Genomic DNA, 25,717 nt, shown 5'->3' on the forward strand with positions numbered 1-25,717 from the left:
CTGTATGATTTTTATGCTTATTGTTATGTTTCAGCAGACCTAAATTCATGGCACGCAAGTCCTAAACTAAAAAGGCGAACCCTCTTAGATGGTTCGCCTTTCGAATGTTCTTACTTTATCTCTTATGCAGAATAGTTGCTCAACATCACCGGCATCACCAGCATCAACAAGTCTTCGTTTTCGTCTCCATCTACTGGAAAGAGTAGTCCTGCCTTATTCGGCTCTGAGAACTTCATACTTACCTGTGTAGAGCTAATATTGGCTAGCATTTCGATCAAGAACTTACCATTGAACCCGATCTCGATATCACTACCGTCATGATCACAAGATAGACGCTCATTTGCCTCATTAGAGAAGTCTAAATCCTCTGATGAAATCACCAACTCGCTGCCCGCTATCTTCAAGCGTACTTGGTGAGTCGTTTTGTTTGCATAGATCGCAATACGTTTGAGTGATCCCAAAAGCTCTAATCTATCAATGGTCATTTCATTATCGTTGTTCGACGGGATCACATTTTCGTAATCCGGGAAACGCTCATCAATCAAACGGCACACCATGTGAATCCCGTCAAATTTGAAGAACGCATTCGCTACGTTGTACTCTACGTTGACATTGGTATTGCCAGATGGCAATGTAGATTTCAATAGTGTTAATGCTTTGCGGGGGATAATCATGCTCGCACCAGCATCAGAAGCGATATCCACTCTTCTGTATCTGATCAGTCTGTGTCCGTCAGTCGCTACGAAGGTCGTATTGGTATCTGATAGGTTCAGATACACCCCCGTCATCGCAGGTCTCAACTCATCGTTGCTCGTCGCTAGGATGGTGTTATTGATCGCGTTGCCTAATACATCTGATGAGATATTAACCGAGCTACCATCTGACACAGTAGGGACTTTAGGAAAATCTGTAGCATTCTCCCCAGCCAATTTGTATCGACCATTGTCAGAGTTGATTTCAATGCTGTATGAGTTTTCGTCAATCGTGAAAGTCACCGGTTGCTCTGGCAGGTTTCTCAATGTTTCCAACAAGATTTTAGAAGGAACTGCGATGCTGCCATTTTCTTTGGCCTCCACTTCTAACTCCGTAATCATCGAAGTTTGTAAATCTGAAGCTGTAATCGTCAACTTACCATCAGCTATTTCGAATAGAAAATTTTCAAGGATTGGCACTACAGGATTAGTAGTGATCACGCCATTGATAGCTGCGAGTTGCTTCAATAAGTACGAGGATGAAACGATAAATTTCATTAGCTAAAGGAATTTGTTATGTTCTTGTTATATGAAAACACGAGGAAAGACACTCCTCAGAATTTGAGCCAAAGTTAATGATAAAATCCAAATAAAAAACCCCTAAAATAAAGCAATGAAAGGGGTATATCAGATTACTCTCTTTTGAACTGGCTAGGAGATTTCAACAGTGCCTCGGTACGCTTTTCGTCCACAACGATCATTTCCTTATTGGCATCCGAATAAAGATAAAATCGCTCTCCTGGAATCTTGGCATAGATATCCAACACTCTATTCTTTCGCTGATCAATATCGGTCAATGACAAATGAGCAATAGGTGCTGTCGTCAACAAGCTATCATAGCGCGGATACTTCCCTGGACTCAGGTAGTCATTGAGTTGAAACTGCTCAAAACCGTTGAAATAGCTCATCAGCGCCGCAGTATCTATCTGCTGCACACCAGCGATACTAAAAAACCTATCCTCAAATTCCATTTTGAGATCAACTCCCTTTGCATAATCTATCGTCCACTCCTGTATGCTCCGGTAGTTGGAATCAAATAACAATCGATCTCTCCACTGGTTGAGTGTCAACTCGAATATCCCAGGGATATAGTGATGATATCCCGGTATCCCTACCAGATAAACCTCCTTCAATTCTTCATCAGCAAAGTAAGACTGCGTCTTCTGGAGGTTCCCTCCAGTATAGAACGTACGTCTCTCGTCTCCTAAAGAGATCGTTACTTTCTGCCCTGTCTTTTCGAGCTGTTGTCTCACCTCAGCTTTGTTCAACTGACTGACGGGACGCTGTACAGTCACCTGACTCATGATGCTATTGGTGATCTGCATCAGTGATGGATCGATCGCCAAGGTATCGTTGAGCGTCCAAGTATCCCCCTGACGAACGACATGTATGTCCTGATCCGTCGATTGGATATGAATCGCATCGATAGCCGCCGTGTCTGCAATCACAAAACGATCACGGTCGATCTGATCACTCCCTCCACGCCCATCAAACAAGAAGAGCACAGAAGATATCAGTACCAAGACCAATAATACTCCACCTAATTTTTGAACCTTACTCATTTGAACTTTGCATATTTTCTTTTTCTCAAATAGACTCGTACCACGCCATACGTAACGAGCAGTACGATAGGTAGCACCAGGTTAAACAACTGCCACCACAGCTTTTCATTCGCCACCTTCACCTTGTCGAGCGGACGGATCGATATTTCTTTGGCTTTAGAGGTGATCACTCCCTCCTCGTTGAGCATATAATCCAGCGTATTGAGCACGAAATCAGCATTGGCAAACTTCTGCTGATTGTACGGGCTCAGCCCTAGTTCCAGTGGTTCTCCAGACTGTAGGTCAAACTCATTTCGGATCATATCTCCATCCGCACACACGAGTATTACAGCTTCTTCCCCATTCTCTTTGAACTTCGTTTTGTCCACGCCATCCGGTAAAATCCGATTCTTGTACAACGAGGTAAAATTCCCCTTGAGCAAATAAGAAGTCACCTGCGACCCTGCCGTAAAACGCTCAGGTTTGAGATTCTTTTGCAGTTCGTTAAACGCCACTTTGACAGGTGTAGAAGACACCATCGAGTACTGAGAAGTCATCAACAACGGTGTTTTGGTCACTCCGTCCGCCTTGACCGTATCGATCGTGGAGACGAATTTCATCTGTATCACATCCAGATTTTTAGTGATCGGGTGATCCCCAAAAGTGTTGATATTCGGAAAGAAAGGCCATGGCAGCATGCGTATCTGTGGCTGATCCCCAGTCATTCCCGCTACGATAGGAAACTCCCCGCTGAAAATATCCTGCACAAAATTGCGATTGATGCGCACACCATACTTGAACAGCATGTCGTCTAGTCCCAGTTCATAAGGGAAAGCATAAGTTCCCTCTCCAGAGGCACTATCCATATTCACACGCAACGCATCGAGGAACAGCAATGCCTTGCCTCCCTGCATGATGTACTGATCGAGCAGGTATTTCTCTTGCGCACTAAATAGCGTCGTAGGTTTGGGCAATATCACTGCATCATAGACCGACAGATCCGCCGTACGGCTAGGTAAATCTACCTTAAACACATTGTACTTTTCGCTCAGTGCTCCAGTCAAACCAGCCAGATTCAGCGAGTCAGGCTCTTGATGTCCTAGGATCAAGCCTACATTCTTTTTCACATCCGTGGAAAGATTGCGAATCGCACTCACCAGTTCATATTCTATCCCTTCGATAGACTGGTTCAGCTGCTCCTCGGCCGATGCACCTTGATTTCCTTTGAGCAGCAGTACTGGTATTTCCTTCCCATAGTAGCTCACGATTGCCCCTGGGAATATTAGCTTCTCCGTCTTGTTGCCATCACGGGTATAGTTGAGGTTAGTAGGTTGCAGACCACGTTGCATCAGCGAACGAAAATACTCGTTGCGCGCCTTGGTACTCAAGGCAGCAGATGGGTCTTTGAAGGTATAGACCACCTGATCATCGGAGTAATACTCCAACTGATCGAGCGTCTCCCGAATGGCTTTTTGCAGACGTTTAAATCCAGCAGGCATTTCCCCTTCCAGAAAAACCTCCACATAAACAGGCTCTTGCAAACTCTCCAGAACTTCTTTGCTCGCATCGGAGATAGAGTATCTTTTTTCTTCTGTGAGATCGATACGGATTGGAAAACGATCCACCAGCTGGTTGATGATCACAAGTACCATCACGCCTATCAAAAACTGCAGTATGTTGACTAGTTTATTCATGACCACTTCCTCGCATCTAATACCAACTTCGTCAACAGCAACATCACACCGATGACACTCAAGAAATACACTATATCACTCATATCGATCAACCCACGGCTCAATGCGCCATAGTGAAACACGATGCTAAGTTGCTGCAATATCAACGCAGAAGCACCCCAGATATCAATAGCCGCCAAAGACTCCAACCCCGAATACAACACAAAACTCAAGAACACCGCTACCACAAATGCCACCACCTGATTGTCTGTGATCGCTGACGCAAATACGCCAATACTAACAAACACTCCACCGAGCAACAGTAGCCCAATATATGAACCAACAGTCCCTGATATATCGAGGTTACCGACAGGCTTGCCTAGCTGATACACGGAGTAGAAATACAATAGCGTCGGCAAGACAGACAAGACAACCAGTACGAACCCTGCCAGGTATTTGCCCATGATGATATCAATAGCCGTCATCGGACGAGTAAATAGCAACTCATTCGTACCTGTGCGTTTCTCCTCCGCAAAAAAGCGCATGGTGATCGCCGGGATCAAAAACATGAATACATACGGCCCGAGGTTGAACAGTGTGCTCATGTCTGCATAGCCATACTCTAAAATACTACTCTCTGGGAACACCCACATCAACAGCCCAATCGTCGTGAGAAACACCGCGATCACGATGTAGGCAATCAGGCTATTGAGAAAACTATTGATTTCTTTGATGAATACTGCGAACATTAGCTCTCCTGCGTTAGTTGATGGAAAATATCTTCGAGCGAGTCTCCCTCCTCTTGCAAGCCGACCAGTGGCAGGTTTTGTTCGGCTGCTAGTTTGAAGATCGCACTTCTGGCCTCCTCACTGTTGGCAGCATGTACTTTGTAGTGTCCGTCCTGCTGATGCGTAACTTTCGTCAGTACATCCAGCCCTTCTAATACCGATACATCTATCGCTTGTTTGAACTCTACACGCAGTACCGCTTCGGTTTGGAGACCTTTGGAGAAATCCGCGATGGATTGATTCGCTATGATCTCGCCTTTGTTGATGAGGACGACTCTATCACACAACGCCTGAACCTCCTGCATGATGTGTGACGAAAAAATCACCGTCTTGTCACGAGACACTTCTTTAATCAGTTTCCGGATTTCTAGTATCTGATTAGGATCAAGTCCAGTCGTAGGTTCATCGAGTATCAGTACCTCTGGCTCATGCAAGAGCGCATGCGCCAGCCCTACACGCTGGCGGTAGCCTTTGGACAGTTGTCCTAGTTTTTTGTTTTGCTCCCTCGTCAACCCACACTGCTCGATCACCTCTGCGATGCGAGCCGTAGGTTTAGACATCTGATAAGTCCTTGCCGAGAATTGCAAAAACTCATGCACATACATATCCAAATAAAGCGGATTGTGCTCTGGCAGGTATCCTATCTTTCGCTGAGCGGCGCGTGTTTGCTGGACGATATCCTCACCCGCTACGATCACTTGTCCCGCATCGGGGATCAGATAGCCGGTCGCTATTTTCATCGTGGTAGATTTACCAGCACCATTGGGACCGAGAAAGCCTAGGATTTCACCCTTATTGACCGTAAAGCTAATGTCCGAGACGGCACGCTGCTGACCGTATATCTTGGTGAGATTTTCTACTACTATTGACAAGACGAAGTACTTATAATTTCCTATTGATTGACAAACTGATGCAAAACTATCATTGAAATCGAGAATTAATAATCTAGCCCTCGCTTTTAACCATATTTAATAGTTTTCGCACACATATGACTGACATCAATCCGATTCGATCAGCTCACGGATCAACTGGGTCATGGCTGGCTCTGCCTTCATGGCCGCTGCGATGATGTCTTGGATTTTGACCTTCTCGATATGCCCTGGGTAGCAGAGATCCGTCATCACGGATACTGCAAAGACGGGGATATTCATCTGTCGTGCTACGATCGTCTCTGGTACAGTAGACATCCCCACGGCATCCGCGCCTATGATACGGAGAAACTTGTACTCAGCTCTCGTTTCCAGATTAGGGCCATTGACTCCTACATATACACCACGGTGCACCTTGGTATCTAGCCGCGCTGCGATCTCCAATGCACGACCAATCAACAACTGGTCATAGGGCTCACTCATATCCGGAAAACGATCCCCCAGCGCATCGATATTTTTCCCGACTAGGGGATTCTCTGTCTGGAGGTTGATATGGTCCTCAAGGATCATCAGGTGACTCTTGCCATAGTCTGGATTGAGGGCCCCTGCTGCGTTAGAGATGAACAGTTTTTGTATCCCGAGCAGTTTCATGACCCGCACCGGAAAACTCACCTGCTGCATCGTGTAGCCCTCGTAGTAGTGAAAACGCCCCTTCATCACCACCACCTGTTTGCCTCCGAGGCGACCAAAAATCAGTTTGCCCGTATGGAACTCTACCGTAGAGATCGGAAAGTGAGGAATATCCTCATAGTTGAGCTCCCCGACGATTTCGATATCGTCTACCAATGCGCCCAGCCCTGTCCCTAGGATGATCCCGTAACTGGGTGTCCAATCCACCTTGGACTGGATATATGCGGTCGCTTCTTTGATCTGCTCGTATGCTGTCATCGTCTGTATCTGTGCTATAAGGTGACTCTTCTAAGTATCTTCTAACCTGAGTTTGATTAATAAATTTGGCTATAAGGCTTCCTACAAACTTTTTCCATACCTCTATAATTAAGCTGTCACTATACGATATCGCCTTAGATTTCTCCTAATCGTCGCAATGACAAAAACATCTTGATTGCTCTCCTATTAGCGCATTAAAAAAACAGAACACAGGTTTCTAAAATGAAGCTGCGAATATAATGAGGTTTTCGTTGCGATGAAGAGCCTATTCGCAAGCCCAGAGCAATTGCATTTAAACCAATATGCAGCCCCCCAAGGGTTTAGCCATACAATCAAGGCCATAGTTTATACCCCTACTGTGCATTATAAATACCTAACCCTTGGAGGAGTCAGTGTTTTAAATACGACGGCCCTGAGTAAGGGAAGCCAATTACCTAATTCTAGGGATATTGCACTTTGGGACGTCCCAAAAGTTGCGCACTTCTCGTACTTCTTATATTTTCGTAATCCTCGACCCGCTCAACTATACGACTTAAACATTCATCATGTACCGCAGTTTACTGACACTCCTTTTTCTGTGTATGTTTTTTTGCGCATCCGCGCAAAAAAACCACCCCGAGGCAGCAGACCCTGGGTGCTGTAGCGCCAAAACGGACTCATACTACACCTACAACAGCGAAGAAGGTCGCGTCATCTACCAACTCTATGATGTCAATAGGGCGTCAGAGAAGAGCGTCTTTTATTTAGGGAAATTTGATCCTTGGAAGGAAAATCGAAACAATCCGTTTTTCAGTCAAGCCTACATCACCCCTCCAGGTACGATCCCTATCGCGGAGGGCACCTATGTGGATCAGACCGAGGTGACGAACATAGACTATCAGGAATTTCTGTTCTATGTAGTGAAGGACTCTGGCAAATATGCGGACAAACCCTACCTACCCCAGCTCGAAACCAAGTACCGGTCAAAATACTTTCTGAATCCTGAGTTCTACTACTATCCCGTCGTAGGCATCCGCTACGAAAACGCACGCGCCTACTGCGACTGGCGCGCCAAAAAAGTCAACCGAAACTACAAAGAGGCACTCATCAAAGACGGCAACTACTACCTCTACGCTGGCAGACTCCCTACCGAATCAGAATGGAAAAAAATGGCAGGAATCCCATCCAAAAACATCTACATCAAAAACTACAAATTGGGCAATGATGAAAAAAAACACCTCGATACCGAATGGATAGACAACCGCTTCGCCAACCCTGCGCTGATAGATCTGGATGTCTACTTTGGCTATACCCATCATTTCAAAATAGATACCGATGAACCGCTAGGCATTGAGATACCAGCCTATGCCTACAGCTTCACGCCGACTACCTCAGGCATCTATAACCTGTATGGCAATGTCAAGGAGCTCGTGCAGGGAGGCTATGCGATCGGCGGAAGTTTCATGACCGCTTTCTCAGCAGACGAACTATTCTACCCAGATGACGTGCAGGCCTATCGCATGGATGTAGGCTTCCGATGCTTGACCGAAATCAAGAAAAAATACTAATAACCTGAGTTCGATTCTAAATAGCAGTTTCCATAAAGGGCTAGGCTGTTTTAGCCCCCTCTCCAAAGCTTGCATCAAAACAGACCTTAAGACCTTGGAAAGATATTCTGATTACGCAATTCGAATTCAGGACGTACCCTTGTCTTGTCACTTTCGATCTATTACCCTATTTTACTTTCTATTACAGTTCAAAGCATACTTCACATCAGGTTCATTGAATAGAGAATACCTTGAGAAGATAAATAATTAAAAATATAATGCGGATATGTGACGTGGTGTCACGTGTTCGGTTGTTAGCAGCCACGATCTGCAATGAACAAAGAGTCAAGAGTAAATATAGAAACCCTTAATATTTCACCGTTAGTTTGGTACAAGGCAATTAAATACGCCAACGACATGGCACGTGATGTTGGAAACTGTATCGATAAGAACTCCAGCTTTGAAAGCTGGCTCAACCAAGGAACAATTGAACATGACAACATTCAGATTGCAAATGACTATTTGGAAGGAGTTTTATCGGAACACAACAACCAAATCCAAAACGATTACATATACAAGGTTGCATTCGTTGACAGATACAAAATCAAACACATATGCGTAGATATTGAAGATCTCCAATTACATCCTTCCTACGAGAACCAAGAAATTACTTACATATTCGAGGTTCAGTCTCTAATTCATTATTCCCTTTACCATTTACAGAATTGGTTATTATTCTCAACCGAATTTCATCAAAAAAGATGGATTCTATTTATGAAATTCCTGTTAACCAAAACAACTGGAACTGATGGCGAACTTTGCCGAATTTTTTGGAACATGCTTTTGGTCAGGCTCGACTTAAGTCTCAAGCATTACGCAGATAACAGTCAATACAAAACCTTCAGTGAATACAACGAATATTTGGAACGAGAATCCGCAGAAGTTTGGGATAAATTTATAAAAATTAGAGACTCGAAAGGCTGCTAATCGAGTAGACGGCTGACGGTCAAATGACCGCCAGTGCGCCTCTCACACCACCTAGCTCTTTTAAGTCTTAGCGCAAAGCGAGACTTGAAAGCATATATACAAGGCAAGTCTTCAGACTTGCTTACTCCTAATTGGCGACCTTCATTGGCTCAATACCCAGCCATAATCATGTGTTCATCAGGGGGGAATCAGAAATCAGCAGGGGATTTATTTCATCACCCAAAAACCTTCTAAAAAGGCATTTGAGCAGGCTTTATGCGCTTTGAACAAAAGCTTAGCTTACCTGAGCCTGAAGGTAAGCTTACCAGAGCCCCAACCTAAGCTTACTACAGGGTGAAACTAAGCTTACCTCGGCCCTGAGGTAAGGCAACATGGGAGCCGAACTAAGCTTAGGTTGGACAGATCAGGTCTCATCCCCGATCGGGCGCGTTTGCAACGCGTTCGTCCTGCTCAGCCTCATTCCCCAATTGCAACTGAAACCTTCCGAGCATTTGAAATGAGGCACGCCTTGCAAATGCGCATCAGCCATAATAGACGCTGGCATTTGCAATTACCGTCCCGCTCGCAGGGGACTTCCACCTGCTGGAACTTTCGTGTTAACTTTGTTAACACATGCACATACTGGGCGCACACGGTGGGCAAATAGGACACTTGATCATGAGCCTAACATCTTGTATATTTGAACATGCTCACAAAAGAAAAAGTAATAAACGCGTTTAGCCAGCTTCCAAGTGAATTCTCGGTTGATCAGGCCATAGATGAACTCATACTTTTAGAGAAGATTGATAGAGGGCTAGTTCAATCTGAAGCTAACGAGGTAATTCCAGACGAAGAACTCGACAAAGAGCTCCCCGAATGGTTAAGATAAATTGGACTCCTCAATCCAAGAACGATCTCATAGCAATCGCAGACTTTATCGCACAAAACTCTGTGAAATACGCAAGAATTCAGGTTCAACGAATTCGTGAACGGGTAAGGCAACTAGCAACCTTTCCAAATTCTGGACGAATTGTACCAGAACTTAATATTCCAAGAATCCGTGAAGTAATCCTAGGTAACTACCGGATAATTTACATTACCGCAACCGATGAGCGTATTGACATTCTAACAATACACCATTCAGCCAAACTGCTTGACATATAAAATCCAAGTGACGGTTACCGTCCCGCTCGCAGGGGACTTCCACCTGCGGGAACTTTCGTGTTAACTTTGTTTGATCATACCCCAATAGTCAGGATATTTTCGTGGGGATTGGAAAATCCACCACAAGTAATATATTTGAAATAAGGCCTGGCTATGTGCGAGACGAGAGGTTAGTGTTTTCTAATCCTCACTCATCATAGCTAAGGGTTGGTCGTAATGTAGAAATCCTCCGAAAATGACAGAGTTATTAAAACAAAATATATTAAATCATATTACCCTTTCCCCAAAAGAGATAGATAGCTTTTGCAACTTATTTAACCAAAAGGAAGTTCAAAAAAAACACTTTCTACTGCGAGAAGGTCAACTTTGCAAGTTTGAGGGATTTGTTATCAAAGGACTTTTCAGAGTATATCACGTAGATAGTAATGGCTTTGAACAAGTACTCTATTTTGCTAAAGAAAATTGGTGGATTACCGATATAGACAGTTTCACTAACGAAAAACCATCACAACTTTATATTCAAGCATTAGAGAATAGTGAGGTATTACTCATATCAAAAAAAGACAAAGAGTTTTCTTATAATAATATTCCAGAAATAGAAAAACTGTTTAGAGTCATGACTCAAAAAACGCATATCGCGTTGCAACGAAGAATGATAGATAATTTGAGTAAAACTGCCGACCAACGTTATTTGGACTTTATTGAAAAACATCCCAACCTATTTCAACGATTAACCAACCTGCAGATTGCCGCTTACTTGGGCATTAGCCACGAGTTTTTGAGTAAAATAAGACGAAAAATCGCTAGTAAAAAGTAGTCGGAAATTCGTTTATTGAACTTGTTCAATGTTTTGTAGCAGGTAGTCATCGCATCTTTGTACCATCATTTAAAACAAGCAACATGAGATCGATTATTTCAACAGCATTAGTAACAATTTTAATTTTATTCAATATGGACGCTCAAGCACAAAGTTTCAAAACAATAGAAACAAACAAATTTAAATTACAAGTGTACAATGCATCAGAAAACAGCTTTGGTGTCGCATCAGTAATTATCTCAGGTAAAAACGATGCGGTATTGATAGATGCACAATTTACGTTGGCAGATGCCGAAGAGGTAGCACAAGAAATCAAAAACTCAGGAAAGAAATTAACCACGATTTATGTTTCACATGGTGACCCTGATTTTTATTTCGGATTAGAAGTATTCAAGAAATATTTCCCAGAGGTTACTGCTTATGCTTCGCCTGCAACAATAGAGCACATTAAAGCAACAGCTCAAAAGAAATTAGAAGTTTGGGGCGGAAAATTAGGTGATAAGATCACCTCTAATATTGTTTTACCTCAAGCTCTTACAGGAAACGCTATTGAGTTAGAAGGCGAAAAATTGGAGATCATTGGATTAGAGACTTTCCCAAAAAGAACTTTCGTTTGGATTCCTTCCATAAAAACAGCTTTAGGTGGTATCAATGTTTTTGGCACAACATTTAATTTGTGGATGGCAGATGCACAAACAACAGAGATTCGTAACAACTGGATCTCGATCTTAAATACGATCAGCGAATTAAAACCTGAAATAGTAATCCCTGCACACGCAAATACCAATTCCGATTTCACTATTGATGCTGTAAACCACACGAAGAATTATATTCAATTTTATGAAGAAGCCTTAAAAAGCAATAAAACTTCCGAAGCGTTGATAGCAACAATAAAATCAAAATATCCAAATCTAACTTTTGAAACAGCCTTAATGCTAGGTGCCAAAGTAAACACAGGAGAAATGAAATGGTAAGAACTATAATCATCAACATGATAATGCTTTTAGCATTGTCATGTTGTTCATTTAAACAAGATGTTATGACAAATCTAGATATCATAAAAAGCACGTATGAAGGTAAAACTTCAGAAGAAAACGGTAAGAATTTAGCCAAACATGTTGCTGAAAATATTACTTGGACAGAAGCCAAAGGCTTTCCTTATGCAGGAACTTATATTGGCTTAGAAAGTGTTACCGAAAATGTTTTTAAGCGCTTAGGTAGCGAGTGGATTGATTATAAATTTACTCCTGAAGATTATATTGCAAATGAAGACAAAGTAGTTGCTTATGGCACGTATTCGGGTACCTATAAAAAAACGAACAAGTATTTTGAAGCGAGAGTTGCCCATATATGGAAACTAAACAATGGCAAGATTATTAGTTTTGAGCAGTTTGTAGACAGTAAATTGGTTGACGAAGCAATACGTTAAAACACTAGCCCAGTCGAGTAGATAAAGGGGAATGGCACTCCGATCGGGCGCGTTTGCAACGCGTTCGTCCTGCTCAGCCTCATTCCCCAATTGCAACTAAAACCTTCCGAGCATTTGAAATGAGGCACGCCTTGCAAATGCGCATCAGTCATAATAGACGCTGGCATTTGCAATTACCGCCTACAGATACCTTCCTAATCGGCGAACAAGCCTCGTCACTTCGCTCTGTCGCAATGACGTAGTAAGTCCAATCCCCCAAAACATCCGTATTTCAGCCACTTGACTAGTCCGCAATAGGTTTCTTATTACAGAATGCAGGTTTAAATGCGATTGCCCTGCGATTCATGCCGCTTTGTATCAAATGAATATTAGTTTTATCGATACGAAAGACAATCCTCCGACACCTATGACTACATCACCGATCACCAGCAGCCAACTCCCTTCCCCCAAAGGTAAATTCGTCGTAGGGCATCTAACACAGTTCAAGGCGGACAACAAGCATCAGGTCATGGAACGATGGGTCGAGGAAGTAGGGGATCTATTTACCATCAGCTTGCTCGGCAAGAAGTTCATTGTCTCAGCCAAGCCAGAGATCAACAAAGAGATTCTGCGGTTGAGACCGGGGAAATTCAGACGCTTTGATAAGATCGAAGAGATCTTGAAGGAGATGGGTATTTTGGGTGTTTTCAATGCCGAAGGTGAGGCATGGCGAAAACACCGCCTCATTACCATGCAGGCTCTCAACCGGCAAAATGTAGAAGGCTTCTTCCCTACGATCTCTAAAGTCGCAGACCGACTATGGACCAAATGGAACGCTATGGCCCAAGCAGGAGAAACCATAGATGTACAAAAAGAAATGATGCGCTACACGGTAGACATCACCACAGAGATTGCATTTGGGTATCCCATGAACACACTCGAAAAAGGCGAGGATGTGATCCAAACGCATCTAGAAAAGATATTCCCGATGATCAATGCCCGAATCACCGCACCGCTCCCACTCTGGCGACTCATCAAATCCAAAAAAGACAAGGCTTTCGATACGGCCATGGTCGAAATCAAAAGCACCGTACACCAGCTGATCGAGGAAGGGAAAAAACGCTTGGTAGAGCATCCAGAGATCAAAGACCATCCAAACAACTTCCTAGAAGCCTTGCTAGTACAGCAAGCCAACGAAGGCACGTTCAGCGATGACGAGGTGTTTGGCAATGTATTCACCATGCTACTGGCTGGCGAGGACACCACCTCGAACAGTATCTCCTGGAGCCTCTACTACTTGGCACAAAACCCAGCCATAGTGGACAAAATCCGCCAAGAAGCCAATGACATCTATGGCAACTCCCACACCCCCAGCACATACGAGGAAGCCAGTGCACTGACCTATACAGATGCCGTCGTTCAAGAATCGCTGCGCATCAAACCTGTGACGCCCAACCTATACATGACCGCCCTAGAGGACGTAGAGATAGAAGGCTATCTATTTCAAAAAGGCGAAACCATCATGATGCAAAACAAGGTAGCGCAGACGCATCCAGACAACTTTATCCGACCTGACGAATTCATGCCTGAGCGGTGGATTAGCAGCGGGTGTCCCATGCATGGTGGTGCACACAGTCCTGATATAATACGAACCTTTGGAGGTGGATCTAGATTCTGTCCAGGCAAAGGACTCGCGATGAGCGAGCTCGTGATTACCCTCTCCACGATTTGCAAAAACTTTGATTTGGAACTAGCCGTACGGCCCGAAGAAGTGAAGGAAGTATTTGCTTTCAGCATGTTTCCAGAAAACCTCCTCATTAAACTAAAAGCGGTTTAAAATTCCCCTCTCGTATTAAAAAAAACATCCATCAGCTCGGCGCTTGATACACAAACACTGAATTTATTATTCAATAATTAACAACGACCCTTCGAGCCTCCTAATCGTCTATCAATTATGAGATTATTGGGTGATATTTATGAGATGATGACATTCACAAACAAAACATCTCGATCCATTTTCGTACTGCTGTTATGGGTAGCTGCGCTCCAGAGTCAGGCACAATCTAAGGTTTGGAATCCCGACAATAACGATGGCACCTACTCCAACCCCATCATCCATGCTGACTACTCAGATCCTGATATATGTCGGGTCGGCGATGACTTTTATATGACAGCCTCCTCGTTCAACGCAGTCCCAGGGCTACCCATACTTCATTCTCGAGACCTGGTCAACTGGACGCTGATCAATCATGCACTCCCTGCCAACCAAGACTCACATTTTGACACACCACAGCATGGCAATGGCGTATGGGCACCCTCCATTCGCTATCACGAGGAACTATTCTACATCTACTGGGGCGATCCTGATCGTGGAATATTCATGGTACAGACCGATGACCCGCGCAGTGAATGGTCTGCTCCAGTCCTCGTCAAAAAAGCCTATGGCAACATAGACGCATGCCCCCTATGGGATGATGATGGCAGGATGTATCTTATTCATGCATTTGCACATAGTAGAGCGGGTGTCAAAAGTCTACTACAGGTCGTCGAGCTCACCCCCGACGGTACACAAATATTGGACAAGGGAACTGTTGTTTTTGATGGACATCAAGACCACCCAACGATAGAAGGGCCTAAATTCTACAAACGCAATGGGTATTACTACATCTTTGCGCCAGGCGGTGGCGTCCCTACCGGATGGCAAATCATCCTCCGATCCAAAAACATCTATGGACCCTATGAAGACAAAATAGTCCTCGCTCAGGGCAACACAGACATAAACGGCCCTCACCAAGGAGGCTGGGTAGAACTCGACAATGGAGAAAGCTGGTTCATCCACTTTCAAGACAAAGGCCCCTACGGACGAGTGCCACATCTACAACCCGTCACATGGAAGAAAGGTTGGCCTATGATGGGGATCAACCCAAACAAAGAAGGAGTCGGCGAGCCTGTACTCAACTACTCGAACCCAAAGACGAACTACGGTAACGATCAATGGACACCTCAGGACTCAGATGAATTTGACCTACCAACCTTAGGGCTACAATGGCAATGGAACGCCAACCCCCGACCACAATACGCCAGTTTGACTACTCGACCTGGTCACCTCCAGTTGACGAGCCAGCCTCTCAGTACAGGCACTCAGAACCTCTGGATGTCACCCAACATACTAACCCAGAAAATCCCCGCCATGGATTTTCTCACTACCATCAAGCTAGATGTAGCACATCTAGCAGAGGGGGAAGAAACTGGTTTGATGATTTTCGGTATGGACTATTCGGGGATAGTCGTCAGGAGAACAAATGGGGGGCTTCAAGTAGTGCAAAGCATCTGTACCGATGCTCCAAAAAACACCACCCCTAGCTATGAAGATTCAAAAGACATCAAAGCATCTACCCTATGGCTCAGCGTTCAAGTTAAAAATGGGAAGGCCAGCTACGCTTACAGTATAGATGGGGAAGCATTCGACCCCATAGGTTCAGAACAAACCATGCGAGAAGGAAAATGGATCGGTGCTAAAATCGCACTCTATGCAAGCAAATCCAACCCCAAAGGTCTTCCAGGCTATGCAGACATAGACTGGATACGCTTGTCCGCCATAGAATAATCAAAACAAGAGAGGCTCGGAATATTCCGAGCCTCTCTTGTTTTGTCACTGATATATGAGTTTTACTCTAACCCTTCTAAGAATCCAGTGTGCGCCTTCTTGACCGAGAAGTCATTGTTGTACATCAATGGCCAATCTTGGTGACCCCAAAAATCAATCAACCAAGTATCCTGATCTCTTAGCCCCCACACCGTCAGCGCGAACTTACTCTCCTCAGGGATGGCGTTATAGATTTCTACTACTTCCTTGTACTTTTCTTGTAAATCCACCGCTCTTTGCACAGTCAGCTCGCTCATATCGTTGTTAGGATTCGCTCGTATGTCTAGCTCCGAAAAATGCAGCATAAGTCCTGTATCTGTCACCTTTTTGGCAGCTGATTCTATCGTAGCTCTGTCTGGGCCATTGTAAGAGATATGCATCTGAAAACCTATCCCGTCGATCGGTACATCTCTGGCGATAAAATCCTCCGCCATGTCTATCGTCGATCCTAGCTTCGACGCATCAGTCGTCATGTTGTAATCGTTGTAGAAGATCAGAACATCTGGATCAGCTTCGCGTGTCCACTTGTAGCACTTTTCGATGTAGTCATCTCCCATTTTTTGTCTGAAGACACTGTTTCTCAAACTACCCGATCCATCTTCGAATGCCTCATTGACTACATCCCAAGACTTTATCTTTCCTTTGTAACGTGTCACAGTCGTGATTATATAATCCTTGACCATCGCCTCAAACTCAGCATCTGTACCTGCAAAATCTTCTACCCATGCTGGCGTAGAATTATGCCAGATCAGCGAATGCCCATGAATCTCCAAACCATTGGTCTCCGCAAACTCAACCAGCTCGTCGGCACGAGTGAAGTCATAGCCTGCACTTGAGGGGTACATCACACTCATTTTCATCTCCCACTCGGCAGTGATTTGATCAAACTCTTTCGTCAATATCGTGAGATAATCCCCCGTCAATCGACTCGTCTGCACCGCCATCCCTACAGAGAAAGTCGTAGCGACCTCCTTGAGCGCCGTCTCCGGCTCAGGGCCTTCTTCGTCTAAAGTAGTCGCCATGACTACATTAGAATAAGCCGATATCTCCTCTCCAACAACGGTTCTCATCCGTGCAAAATAAGGCGTATTCAAAGTCAAACCATCGACATCCAACAGCACGCCATAAGCAGTCCACGGATCATAGCTAGACACGAGATTGTCAAACGCTTCATCTGTAGCGACCTCTACGAGATAGTTGTCCGCTCCAGAGACTTTGTTCCATGAGAGACTAAAACTCTCCTGCGTAATACCAGATACTGGATTGAGCGTTGGAGGTACCACCTGAACGGCTTCCTCTTCCTTACCTCCATCATCGCTACACGAACTCATCATAAACAGCACCACCCAAACTAACAACAAGGTTACGATCTGTTCCCATGCTCTAAAATTCCTCATTACTTCTTTCATTTTTCTTCTTATTGACTTTAACAAAATAGCCCTATTCTACTCCACGTCTCTGCGTGCATAGAATAAAATTTAACTTAGATTGAGTTCTTTTGATTCAAAATAAAACACCACACCAAAAGCTCTTTATTGCTTATCCTTTTCTTCTAACAAGTATAACCGTCCCCCATTGTTGGCAACCACCACACCCGACTGACTGCCTAACTGAATTGCTACTGCCTTCTTGCTATCATGTGGAATAAAAACACCACTCTCGCTCATAGACACCACCTCAAAACCATCTTTTCCATCTCCTCTGAGTAGTAACCCCAAGCCAGCATCATTCCGTGGCGTCTCCACTTCGCTCGCATATAGATTTCCTACTAGCAGGATATCCAGTTTGTCATCATGATCAAAGTCACGGATGACTAAATCATTAACCGTACTCAATTGAGCCTCATTGGGCAAAGCAGTCAACTTCATCTTTCCATTTCCTTGGTTTTCTATATACACGCTAGCAAAACGCTCTACACTGTGATTCAAAGAAGTCTCCAAATCCTCCGCACCATACACGTCCACTACGCTTGCCTGAGAGAAAGACTGATAGTCCTTGAATTTCTTTTTGATACTAGGAATCTGCTGAGACGAACAACCACGTCCACGCACAGGGTATTCTTCTCCAAAATTATGATAGCTCAGTACGATATCCTTTTGGCCGTTGCTATCAAAGTCACTGGCGTAAATATTGAAACTCGCCTCGGGACTCGCCTGGTACTTGTAGTTCTTGCCTAGGTTGCCAAGTACATAGTCTAAATCACCATCTTGATCAAAATCGGCCTGATCTATACTAAACCACCAGCCGGTCGTGTTCCCCTCGAAATAATCCGCAGATTGATTGACAAAAACTCCATCACGCTGTGCAAACACGGTAATAGGCATCCACTCACCCACCAAAATTAAATCCTGAGTTCCGTCCTGATCGATATCTGTCCATAGCGCATCTGTGACCATTCCCACATCGGATAGTCCTGGCGCTACACGCTCAGTCACATCTTCGAATAACAGTTTGCCAGACTCCAGTTTGTTTTCCAATACGTAGGACTGCCCCGCCTCTGGGTAGCTCCTAGGACTGTGTCGTCCCCCGACGAACAAATCTAAATCTCCATCCCTATCATAGTCATAGGCTCTCACACACGAGCCGCTTCCTGTCAGCTCTGGCTGTGAATCCATCGCCCATTTTAGGCTACCCGCCTCATTGAGGTATATTCTATCTTGATAGTTTTGACTACCTCTTTCATAGGCATTTCCTCCACTAACCACATACAAGTCCAAGTCACCGTCTGCATCTAGATCTAGCCAAGCGGCATCCATATCCTCGTAGTTTTTGTCCCGTTCATCTTGAAAACTGACTGGACTAAATGTACCATCAGCTGACTGCACCATTACCTGTCCCAAAGAACCAACCGCTCCTCCTACATACACATCATCCAAGCCATCACCATTCATATCACCCACTGCCAGCGCTGGACCAAAATTGGACATCTTGTGAGGAAGTAAAACCTGAAACATAAAGTCATCGAATGGGTTTTCCTGATGAACAAAATCCATCTGAGCAGCCATAGTTATGTCCTCAAAAATGGTTTCGCCTTTCCCTTCCTTCTGTTTAGCTGGCTGTGTCGCTTCGTCCTGAACGAGCTTGATGGACGTATTCACTTCAACATCATTGAGCGTCTGCATTCGCCCATCAGGCCATTCGACACACAAAGAATCTACGAGCTGAGCAGTCCCCAAACCAAAGAGCAATTGAGGCTCTACAGAAGACTGAAATCCCCTAGCCAGTACCATCTCCATCACTTGCATCATGCCATCACTCCATACATAGGCTTTTGCACCGACACCTAGCGGATTAGCCGCAGCCCCTTGGAGTTTAACTTTCAGATAGTTTTTGCTTTCACTCGCATGATTTTGATAGATACCTACTGGCTCATCGATGTTATTGACGATCAAATCCCAATCGCCATCATTGTCCAAATCTGCGTAGGCAGCACCATTAGAAAAGCTTTTGTCATCCAGTCCCCACTCTTTCATCCTTTTGGAGAAAGTCAAATCACCATTGTTTTGAAATACATAGTTCGTGATAGCCTCTGATGGCATTTTCTTTACGTTTTCGACAGGTATTTTGTCTCGCTCGGATGAGGAAGGAAAGTACACCTCGTCTTTCTCTAGTTTCTTAAAAAAGTCATTGTTATTGATATCTCGGCGTGTGCCATTGGTAATGAAGACATCTTTCCAGCCGTCATTGTTGAGGTCGACAAACAAAGGTGCCCAACTCCAGTCTGTAGACGACATCCCCGCATACCAAGCCACATTGCTGAGTTGAGGTAAGCCATCTGCATCCAAGCCACGATTGAGCTGTAGGGAGTTGTACATATACTGGTGATGCAATCCCAAGTCTACCAGTTCGTAAAAACTAGCGGGGTTCATTCCTGACATATTTTCTTTGGATCGACGGTTGTCCTCAGGCGCCATATCGACTTGGATCACATCCATCAGACCATCATTGTTATAATCAGCTATGTCTGATCCCATACCATAGAATGAAGTCTGTCGAGTCACCACCTTAGACTGATCGGTAAATGTGCCGTCTCCATTGTTCATGTAAATAAAATCAGGACTTGCAAAGTCATTGGATACGTAGATATCCTGCCAGCCATCATTATTGATATCCGCTACAGAGGCACTCAGTGACAACCCAAAATTGAGCACACCCGCTTCCTTTGTCACATCCGAAAAGCTACCGTCACCATTGTTTCGGTAGAGGTGATCTGAATCTTTGCTTTTAGCATTTCGGTTCATCTGGGCGTAGTAAAAATTAGGAGAGTCAAAACGTGTAATGGGATAGTTGGCTACATAAAGATCCAAATCTCCGTCTTTGTCATAGTCAAAAAACGCAGCTTGGGTACTGTGTCCTGTATCAGCTATACCATACTGCTCGGCTTGATCCTCGAACAATGGCACACCCGCATCATTGTTTCCCATATTGATCAAGAGAATGTTTTTACATAAATCGGTCTGACCTGACACACTGATATAAAGATCTACCTTGCCATCCGTATTGACATCACATATGGTCACACCCTGCATCCAGCGTGTATCACCAGCGGTCTGAGACAGTGCTGTAACGTCCTCAAAGGTAAAATCACCTTTCCCTAGGTAGAGTTTGTTATCCACCATGTTGCCAGTGAAAAAAATATCGTTGAACCCATCGCGATTGAAATCAGCGACAGCTACTCCCCCTCCCATGTAGATGTAGGGGTAATTGAAGTAATTGAGTGTATCTGTTTCGGTGAGGGTATTTTCGAAGCGTACAGATGACACAGCGGGTGAGACCTTCTCGAATAAGGTAGTAGAGGGGAGAGGTTGCTTAGACTCATCACATGCGAACAGGGATAAGACCAAAAGGATAATTAAATACTGTTTGTAATTGTGTGCCATAAACCTCATTAGGTTAAAAAAAGGAATGGCTGATACCAGCCATTCCTCTACGATTATTACTCAATCTATTTAATAACCAAAATTCTGATCATCATTAGAAAGACTACTATTAAAATTAATCTCTTGCTGCGGGATAGGAAAAACCTCATGCTTTCCTGCTTCGAACCCGAAAGCACTTAGCTCCTGCTCAGCCAAACCCCATCGAACCAAATCCGGAAATCTCACCTGCTCACCAGCCAGCTCTACCATACGCTCATGTACGATCGCATCAAAAATCTGTGCTTTCGTACCTACTGGATATCCAGCGGCATCCATCACGGCGGTACCGTAATTAGGCATACCTACACGGTCTCTGACCTCATTTAGGTAACCGATCGCATCTGCTGCTGTTCCTACTTCGTTCTCGATCTCTGCCATCATCAACAGTACATCCGCATAACGAATGACCCTGAAGTTGATCCCAGATTCTTGATTTTCATTGGCATCCTTATAGTAGTTGCTATACTTTCTCCACGCTTGAGTACGCTGTACCGCTGGGTCTCCATAGGCAGGAAGGCTCACTGTCCCTCCAGCAAATGCATCTCCATTGAAATAAAAATTGCCGCTCAACCTAGGATCCCCTGTTTCGAACTCTGCAACCAAGGCATCTGATGGATAAGCATTGTACCAGTCATTCCATCCATACTCCTGTCCACGGAAAGTACTGGCGATAAATCCACTACCCGAAGCGTCAGAATTCCACTGGTCAGACTTCCCTACAGCTATATCATAAGACACTTCAAAAATTGACTCTGCATTGAACTCAGTCTCTTCCAAGAAGTTGTCAGTATAATCCGCTACTAAAGAATAATCTCCGAGGATATTGTTAAAAGCCGTTTTCGCAGCACCATAATTGCCGCGATATAACTCCATTTTACCCATCAAAGCATAAGCAGCTCCACTGGTAGCTCTACCGTTTTCTGCATCACCTGCCGCGAACAACTTATCAGCAGCATCAGTTAAATCCAGTATGATCTGGTCATACACTGCACTCACGGGGCTCTTCGGTGTTCCTTCACCCGAAGTAGGTGTCGTGATGACCAACGGGATGTCTCCAAACCGAGTACCCAACAAGAAGTAATAATAAGCTCTCATGAACTTAGCTTCTCCGATAAAGTTATCCTTCATCGCATCAGTAAAGTCAGCCGAAACGATAGCTCTGATTTTTTCTTCGTTATCGATCACATAGTTACACTTGTTGATTCCACGGTAGCAACTCTCCCAGTATGCTCTAATCAATCCATGACTCGGATCGAAAGTAAAGTTCAAATACTGCACCTTATCTGCTTCCAGTTGTGGGTTTCCAGAATTCTCATGAGACATGTTATCCATAGAGAAAAACATCCCTCTAGAATACAGTCCTCTCGTCTGAAGGTTGGCATACACAGCATTGACTGCAGACTGGGCTTGCGCCTGAGTCACCAAAAATGTCTCAGGAGACAAATCGTTCGGATTGGTCAACTCCAACTTATCTTGATCACAGGCATTGAGTGCCAATAAAGACATCAATCCTGCTATTATATATCTGTTAAATTTCATAATGATTCCTGTTTACGATTAAAATGTGATTTCAATCCCTGCAATGAATGACTTAGGCATAGGGTAATTACCTCTATCTACCCCAGACTCAAAGTTGCCCGTAGGCTGTCCGTTGGCATTAGTAGGGGTAGAACCAATAGCACCAGGAGGAGAGTTTACTTCTCTATTGGAATAGGCTCCTACCTCTGGATCCAGTCCTGAGTATTTGGTAAATGTCAATAGGTTTTGCGCACTCACATAGACTCTACAGTTGGTAAAGATGTCACCTACCCCTCCTAGTCTCGTCAAGTCATAGCCCAAGGTCACGTTTCTTAATCGAGAGAAAGAACCATCCTCTACGAAACGACTAGATGTCTGTAGGTTAGTACCTGCCCCTCCAGCTCTAGGTATGGAATTGGACGAACCGTCTCCTGTCCATCTGTCCAGTACTGCAGTACCCGAGTTGAACAATCTCGGCATCCCTTCCAAATCATAGATGTTGGTATTGTAGATTTCGTTTCCAGAAACTCCATTAAAGAAAAGACTAAAGTCAAGTCCTTTGTAGGATGCAGCGAGGTTCAAACCGTATGTAAACTTAGGGAAAGGGTTGCCTATGAAGGTACGATCATCATCTGTGATTTCTCCGTTACCATCTACATCTACTATTCTAAAATCACCTGGTTCAGCATTGGGTTGAGTCGCATGAGCATCTATCTCTCCTTGATTTTGGAATATCCCGTCGAACTGCCATCCATAGAATTGGAATGCAGGATGTCCAACTTCTGTTCTAGAAATATCCTGTCCTTCGAATGTCGCTCCTGTGATCGCATCGTTTTCTCCTAGATCCAACACTTCATTTTTACTGGTACCGAACAGCAGTGATGCTGACCACTGAAAGTCACCCTCGAAATCTTGGAATCCTAAATTCAACTCGACCCCTTTGGTCTCCATCTGCCCGATATTCTCTGTTACACTTCCATTATGGAACCCAGAAGAAAGTGGCAATACACGTGGCATCAAGATGTCGCTACTCTTATTGATATAGTATTCGGCTGCTAAAGTGAACTGATTGTTCAACAAACCTAGATCCAAACCAATGTTCGTCATGGCAGTTTCCTCCCACTTCAAATCAGGATTAGCCAACCCAGAAGCAGTGGCTCCTAACGCATCGCCTCCATTGATTCCATAGTGGAAATTGGATACAACATTAGTAGAGTATAGATAGTTACCGATATTATCGTTTCCTGTTTTACCCCAGCTACCTCTTAATTTCAAATTACTGATGGCACTAACTCCCTGTAAGAATGGTTCTTCGCTCACTCTCCAACCTGCTGATACTGACGGGAAAGTACCCCATCTATTGTTCGCACCAAATCTCGAAGAAGCATCCGTACGGATGGACGCCCCTACCAAATACTTACCATCATAGTTGTAGTTGATTCTACCCAAGTAACCTACTCTGATATACTCATTGGTATAAGAAGAAAGGTTAACATCCGTAGTAGAAACCTGATTCACGTCATCCGAAATCTCATTGTTACTTCTCGCGTTCAGGTTTTGTGTGATCGTAGAAGTCTGCTCTGCTAGTGCTAGCAACTCTAGGTTGTGCTTTTCTGCAAAAGTCTTCTTATAATTCAAACTGTTGGTGAAAATAACTGTCTGTAAAGACCCCTGACTATGACCTATTAGTGCAAAATTTTGTGCATGTGTTGCTCCATCACTATCATCATCATACGATGGTTTGAATAATCTGTAATCGAAATTCTGGAATTCACCACCGACCTGTGATTTAAAATTCAATCCCGAAATGATCTCATATTGCGCATAGATATTACCGATAACCGTCATGCGCTTATCCGAGATAGACCCCATCTCCAAAACTCTTACTGGGTTTTCAGCATCTTGACCATCAATAGAACTGTTAGGCCCTTGGTAACCACCAAGATTATTCTCGTTGTACACTGGCAAGTATGGTGCAGATTTGATCGCGTGTTCTATCACTGATCGTCCACCATTGCTTGTTTCAGGATTTTGTTCACTGACAGAAATCGATACGTTCTCACCGATCTTCAATTTGCCTATGCTAAAATTACTATTGGCTCTGAAGTTATACCTATCCATACCTGTACTGATGATAATTCCTTCCTGAGACAGGTATCCTCCAGAAATTCTAAAGGCACTGTTTTCACCTCCACCAGATACACCTACATTGTAACTTTGCATTGCGCCCTGCTGAAAAATCTCATCTTGCCAGTCCGTGTCATTTTCTAACATAGCTGAATACTGTGGATCGGTCATTCTGGTAGGAGCTCCAAATGCATCAGTTGCATATTGAATATACTCATCCGTATCCAGCAAGTCATATCGGTTGGAAGTCCACTGTGTACCAGCGTATGCGTTGATATCTACAGTCACTTTACCAGCCTGGCCGCCTTTGGTTGTGATCATAATCACACCATTAGACCCCTTGGATCCATATACAGCAGTCGTCGACGCATCTTTCAGTACCTGAATCGACTCGATATCATTAGGGTTAAGACTGCCCATACCAGATGATATCACTCCATCTATCACATACAAAGGGCCGTTGTTACTGGTACTATTGAGACCTCTAATGGTCACAGTAGGAGATGTCCCTGGTGATCCATTGTTGATCACAGTCACACCTGCTGCTCGACCTTGTAGCGCCTGATCGGCTGTTGCTACAGGTACGGACACCACGTCTTTGGAGGATACTGAACTAATCGCACCAGTCACTTCTGATCTGCGCTGCTCACCATACCCTACTACCACTACTTCTTCTAGTGATTTCACATCGAGTGCCATGCTTACATCCACAGTAGATCTACCAGAGATAGGCGCTTCCTGTGTCAAGTATCCTATGAAACTAAACACCAAAGTGCCCGCTTCGTCTGCGGTGATGGTATAGTTACCATCCAAATCTGTCACTGTACCAGTCGCCGATCCTTTGATGAGGACGTTGACACCTGGTAGACCCGATCCATCATCGGCATCTGTGACTTTTCCTTTGACCGTAATGTCATCCATACTCATGGTTCGAGACGAAGCGTGCGTCATCACGCCTGTCATCAATAGACACTGTGTCAAAACAATCGATAGCACTGCTCTTTTGAGAGCAATTACTTTTAGTAATCGTTTTTTCATAATAGTTTGCTTTTAGT

The 25,717-nt window shown here is 44.2% G+C and carries 19 protein-coding genes; 9 read left to right on the plus strand and 10 right to left on the minus strand.

Annotation, left to right across the window (positions count from 1 at the left end):
• Positions 1 to 122: 122 nt before the first annotated feature.
• The 6 genes from dnaN to BUB99_RS05215 form a co-directional block, all read right to left on the minus strand.
• The gene (dnaN, locus tag BUB99_RS05190) at positions 123 to 1,250 is read right to left on the minus strand and encodes a DNA polymerase III subunit beta (protein WP_073120042.1); all 1,128 of its coding nucleotides are present in this window, start codon (positions 1,248 to 1,250) and stop codon (positions 123 to 125) included.
• A 134-nt stretch (positions 1,251 to 1,384) separates the two neighbouring features.
• Positions 1,385 to 2,314, minus strand: coding sequence for a DUF4340 domain-containing protein (locus BUB99_RS05195; RefSeq protein ID WP_073120045.1), 930 nt, complete (start codon positions 2,312 to 2,314; stop codon positions 1,385 to 1,387).
• On the minus strand, positions 2,311 to 3,987 hold the full coding sequence (gene gldG / locus BUB99_RS05200) for a gliding motility-associated ABC transporter substrate-binding protein GldG (RefSeq protein WP_073120047.1): 1,677 nt from the start codon (positions 3,985 to 3,987) through the stop codon (positions 2,311 to 2,313). Before gldG ends, BUB99_RS05195 begins: the two co-directional genes overlap by 4 nt.
• A complete protein-coding gene (gene gldF / locus BUB99_RS05205; protein WP_073120050.1) occupies positions 3,984 to 4,715 on the minus strand; it encodes a gliding motility-associated ABC transporter permease subunit GldF in 732 nt (243 codons plus the stop codon). Before gldF ends, gldG begins: the two co-directional genes overlap by 4 nt.
• On the minus strand, positions 4,715 to 5,626 hold the full coding sequence (gldA, locus tag BUB99_RS05210; protein WP_073120053.1) for a gliding motility-associated ABC transporter ATP-binding subunit GldA: 912 nt from the start codon (positions 5,624 to 5,626) through the stop codon (positions 4,715 to 4,717). Before gldA ends, gldF begins: the two co-directional genes overlap by 1 nt.
• 126 nt (positions 5,627 to 5,752) lie before the next feature.
• The gene (locus tag BUB99_RS05215; protein ID WP_073120056.1) at positions 5,753 to 6,571 is read right to left on the minus strand and encodes a purine-nucleoside phosphorylase; all 819 of its coding nucleotides are present in this window, start codon (positions 6,569 to 6,571) and stop codon (positions 5,753 to 5,755) included.
• Between the two features lie 581 nt (positions 6,572 to 7,152).
• Here BUB99_RS05215 and BUB99_RS05220 point away from each other — a divergent pair.
• The 9 genes from BUB99_RS05220 (at position 7,153) to BUB99_RS05260 (ending at position 16,059) form a co-directional block, all read left to right on the plus strand.
• Positions 7,153 to 8,118, plus strand: a complete 966-nt coding sequence (locus BUB99_RS05220) for a formylglycine-generating enzyme family protein (RefSeq protein ID WP_073120059.1) — start codon at positions 7,153 to 7,155, stop codon at positions 8,116 to 8,118.
• Positions 8,119 to 8,430: 312 nt separating this feature from the next.
• Positions 8,431 to 9,084, plus strand: a complete 654-nt coding sequence (locus tag BUB99_RS05225) for a hypothetical protein (protein ID WP_073120062.1) — start codon at positions 8,431 to 8,433, stop codon at positions 9,082 to 9,084.
• A gap of 685 nt (positions 9,085 to 9,769) precedes the next feature.
• Positions 9,770 to 9,952 (plus strand): hypothetical protein, encoded by a 183-nt coding sequence (locus tag BUB99_RS05230; RefSeq protein ID WP_073120064.1) that lies wholly within the window; start codon positions 9,770 to 9,772, stop codon positions 9,950 to 9,952.
• Positions 9,940 to 10,227: a type II toxin-antitoxin system RelE/ParE family toxin gene (locus BUB99_RS20740; protein WP_073120067.1), complete on the plus strand. Its 288-nt coding sequence runs from the start codon at positions 9,940 to 9,942 to the stop codon at positions 10,225 to 10,227. Before BUB99_RS05230 ends, BUB99_RS20740 begins: the two co-directional genes overlap by 13 nt.
• 235 nt (positions 10,228 to 10,462) lie before the next feature.
• Positions 10,463 to 11,044, plus strand: a complete 582-nt coding sequence (locus BUB99_RS05240; RefSeq protein WP_073120070.1) for a Crp/Fnr family transcriptional regulator — start codon at positions 10,463 to 10,465, stop codon at positions 11,042 to 11,044.
• Between the two features lie 83 nt (positions 11,045 to 11,127).
• The gene (locus tag BUB99_RS05245) at positions 11,128 to 12,018 is read left to right on the plus strand and encodes an MBL fold metallo-hydrolase (RefSeq protein WP_073120073.1); all 891 of its coding nucleotides are present in this window, start codon (positions 11,128 to 11,130) and stop codon (positions 12,016 to 12,018) included.
• A 65-nt stretch (positions 12,019 to 12,083) separates the two neighbouring features.
• Positions 12,084 to 12,473: a nuclear transport factor 2 family protein gene (locus tag BUB99_RS05250; protein ID WP_073120076.1), complete on the plus strand. Its 390-nt coding sequence runs from the start codon at positions 12,084 to 12,086 to the stop codon at positions 12,471 to 12,473.
• Between the two features lie 406 nt (positions 12,474 to 12,879).
• Positions 12,880 to 14,289, plus strand: coding sequence for a cytochrome P450 (locus BUB99_RS05255; RefSeq protein ID WP_221407486.1), 1,410 nt, complete (start codon positions 12,880 to 12,882; stop codon positions 14,287 to 14,289).
• A gap of 117 nt (positions 14,290 to 14,406) precedes the next feature.
• The gene (locus BUB99_RS05260; RefSeq protein WP_245816800.1) at positions 14,407 to 16,059 is read left to right on the plus strand and encodes a glycoside hydrolase family 43 protein; all 1,653 of its coding nucleotides are present in this window, start codon (positions 14,407 to 14,409) and stop codon (positions 16,057 to 16,059) included.
• Between the two features lie 62 nt (positions 16,060 to 16,121).
• Here BUB99_RS05260 and BUB99_RS05265 read toward each other — a convergent pair whose 3' ends face one another.
• From BUB99_RS05265 to BUB99_RS05280, 4 genes are all read right to left on the minus strand, one after another.
• Entirely contained in the window at positions 16,122 to 17,507 is a 1,386-nt protein-coding gene (locus tag BUB99_RS05265; RefSeq protein ID WP_084190357.1) for an endo-1,4-beta-xylanase, read from the minus strand.
• A gap of 123 nt (positions 17,508 to 17,630) precedes the next feature.
• Positions 17,631 to 20,978: an FG-GAP-like repeat-containing protein gene (locus BUB99_RS05270; RefSeq protein ID WP_084190358.1), complete on the minus strand. Its 3,348-nt coding sequence runs from the start codon at positions 20,976 to 20,978 to the stop codon at positions 17,631 to 17,633.
• 69 nt (positions 20,979 to 21,047) lie between these two features.
• Positions 21,048 to 22,556: a RagB/SusD family nutrient uptake outer membrane protein gene (locus BUB99_RS05275; protein ID WP_073120084.1), complete on the minus strand. Its 1,509-nt coding sequence runs from the start codon at positions 22,554 to 22,556 to the stop codon at positions 21,048 to 21,050.
• An 18-nt stretch (positions 22,557 to 22,574) separates the two neighbouring features.
• Complete coding sequence (locus BUB99_RS05280; RefSeq protein WP_221407487.1) at positions 22,575 to 25,700, minus strand: SusC/RagA family TonB-linked outer membrane protein; 3,126 nt, start codon at positions 25,698 to 25,700, stop codon at positions 22,575 to 22,577.
• Positions 25,701 to 25,717 lie beyond the last annotated feature (17 nt).

The sequence above is a fragment of the Reichenbachiella agariperforans genome, assembly GCF_900142205.1.
Lineage (GTDB): Bacteria > Bacteroidota > Bacteroidia > Cytophagales > Cyclobacteriaceae > Reichenbachiella > Reichenbachiella agariperforans.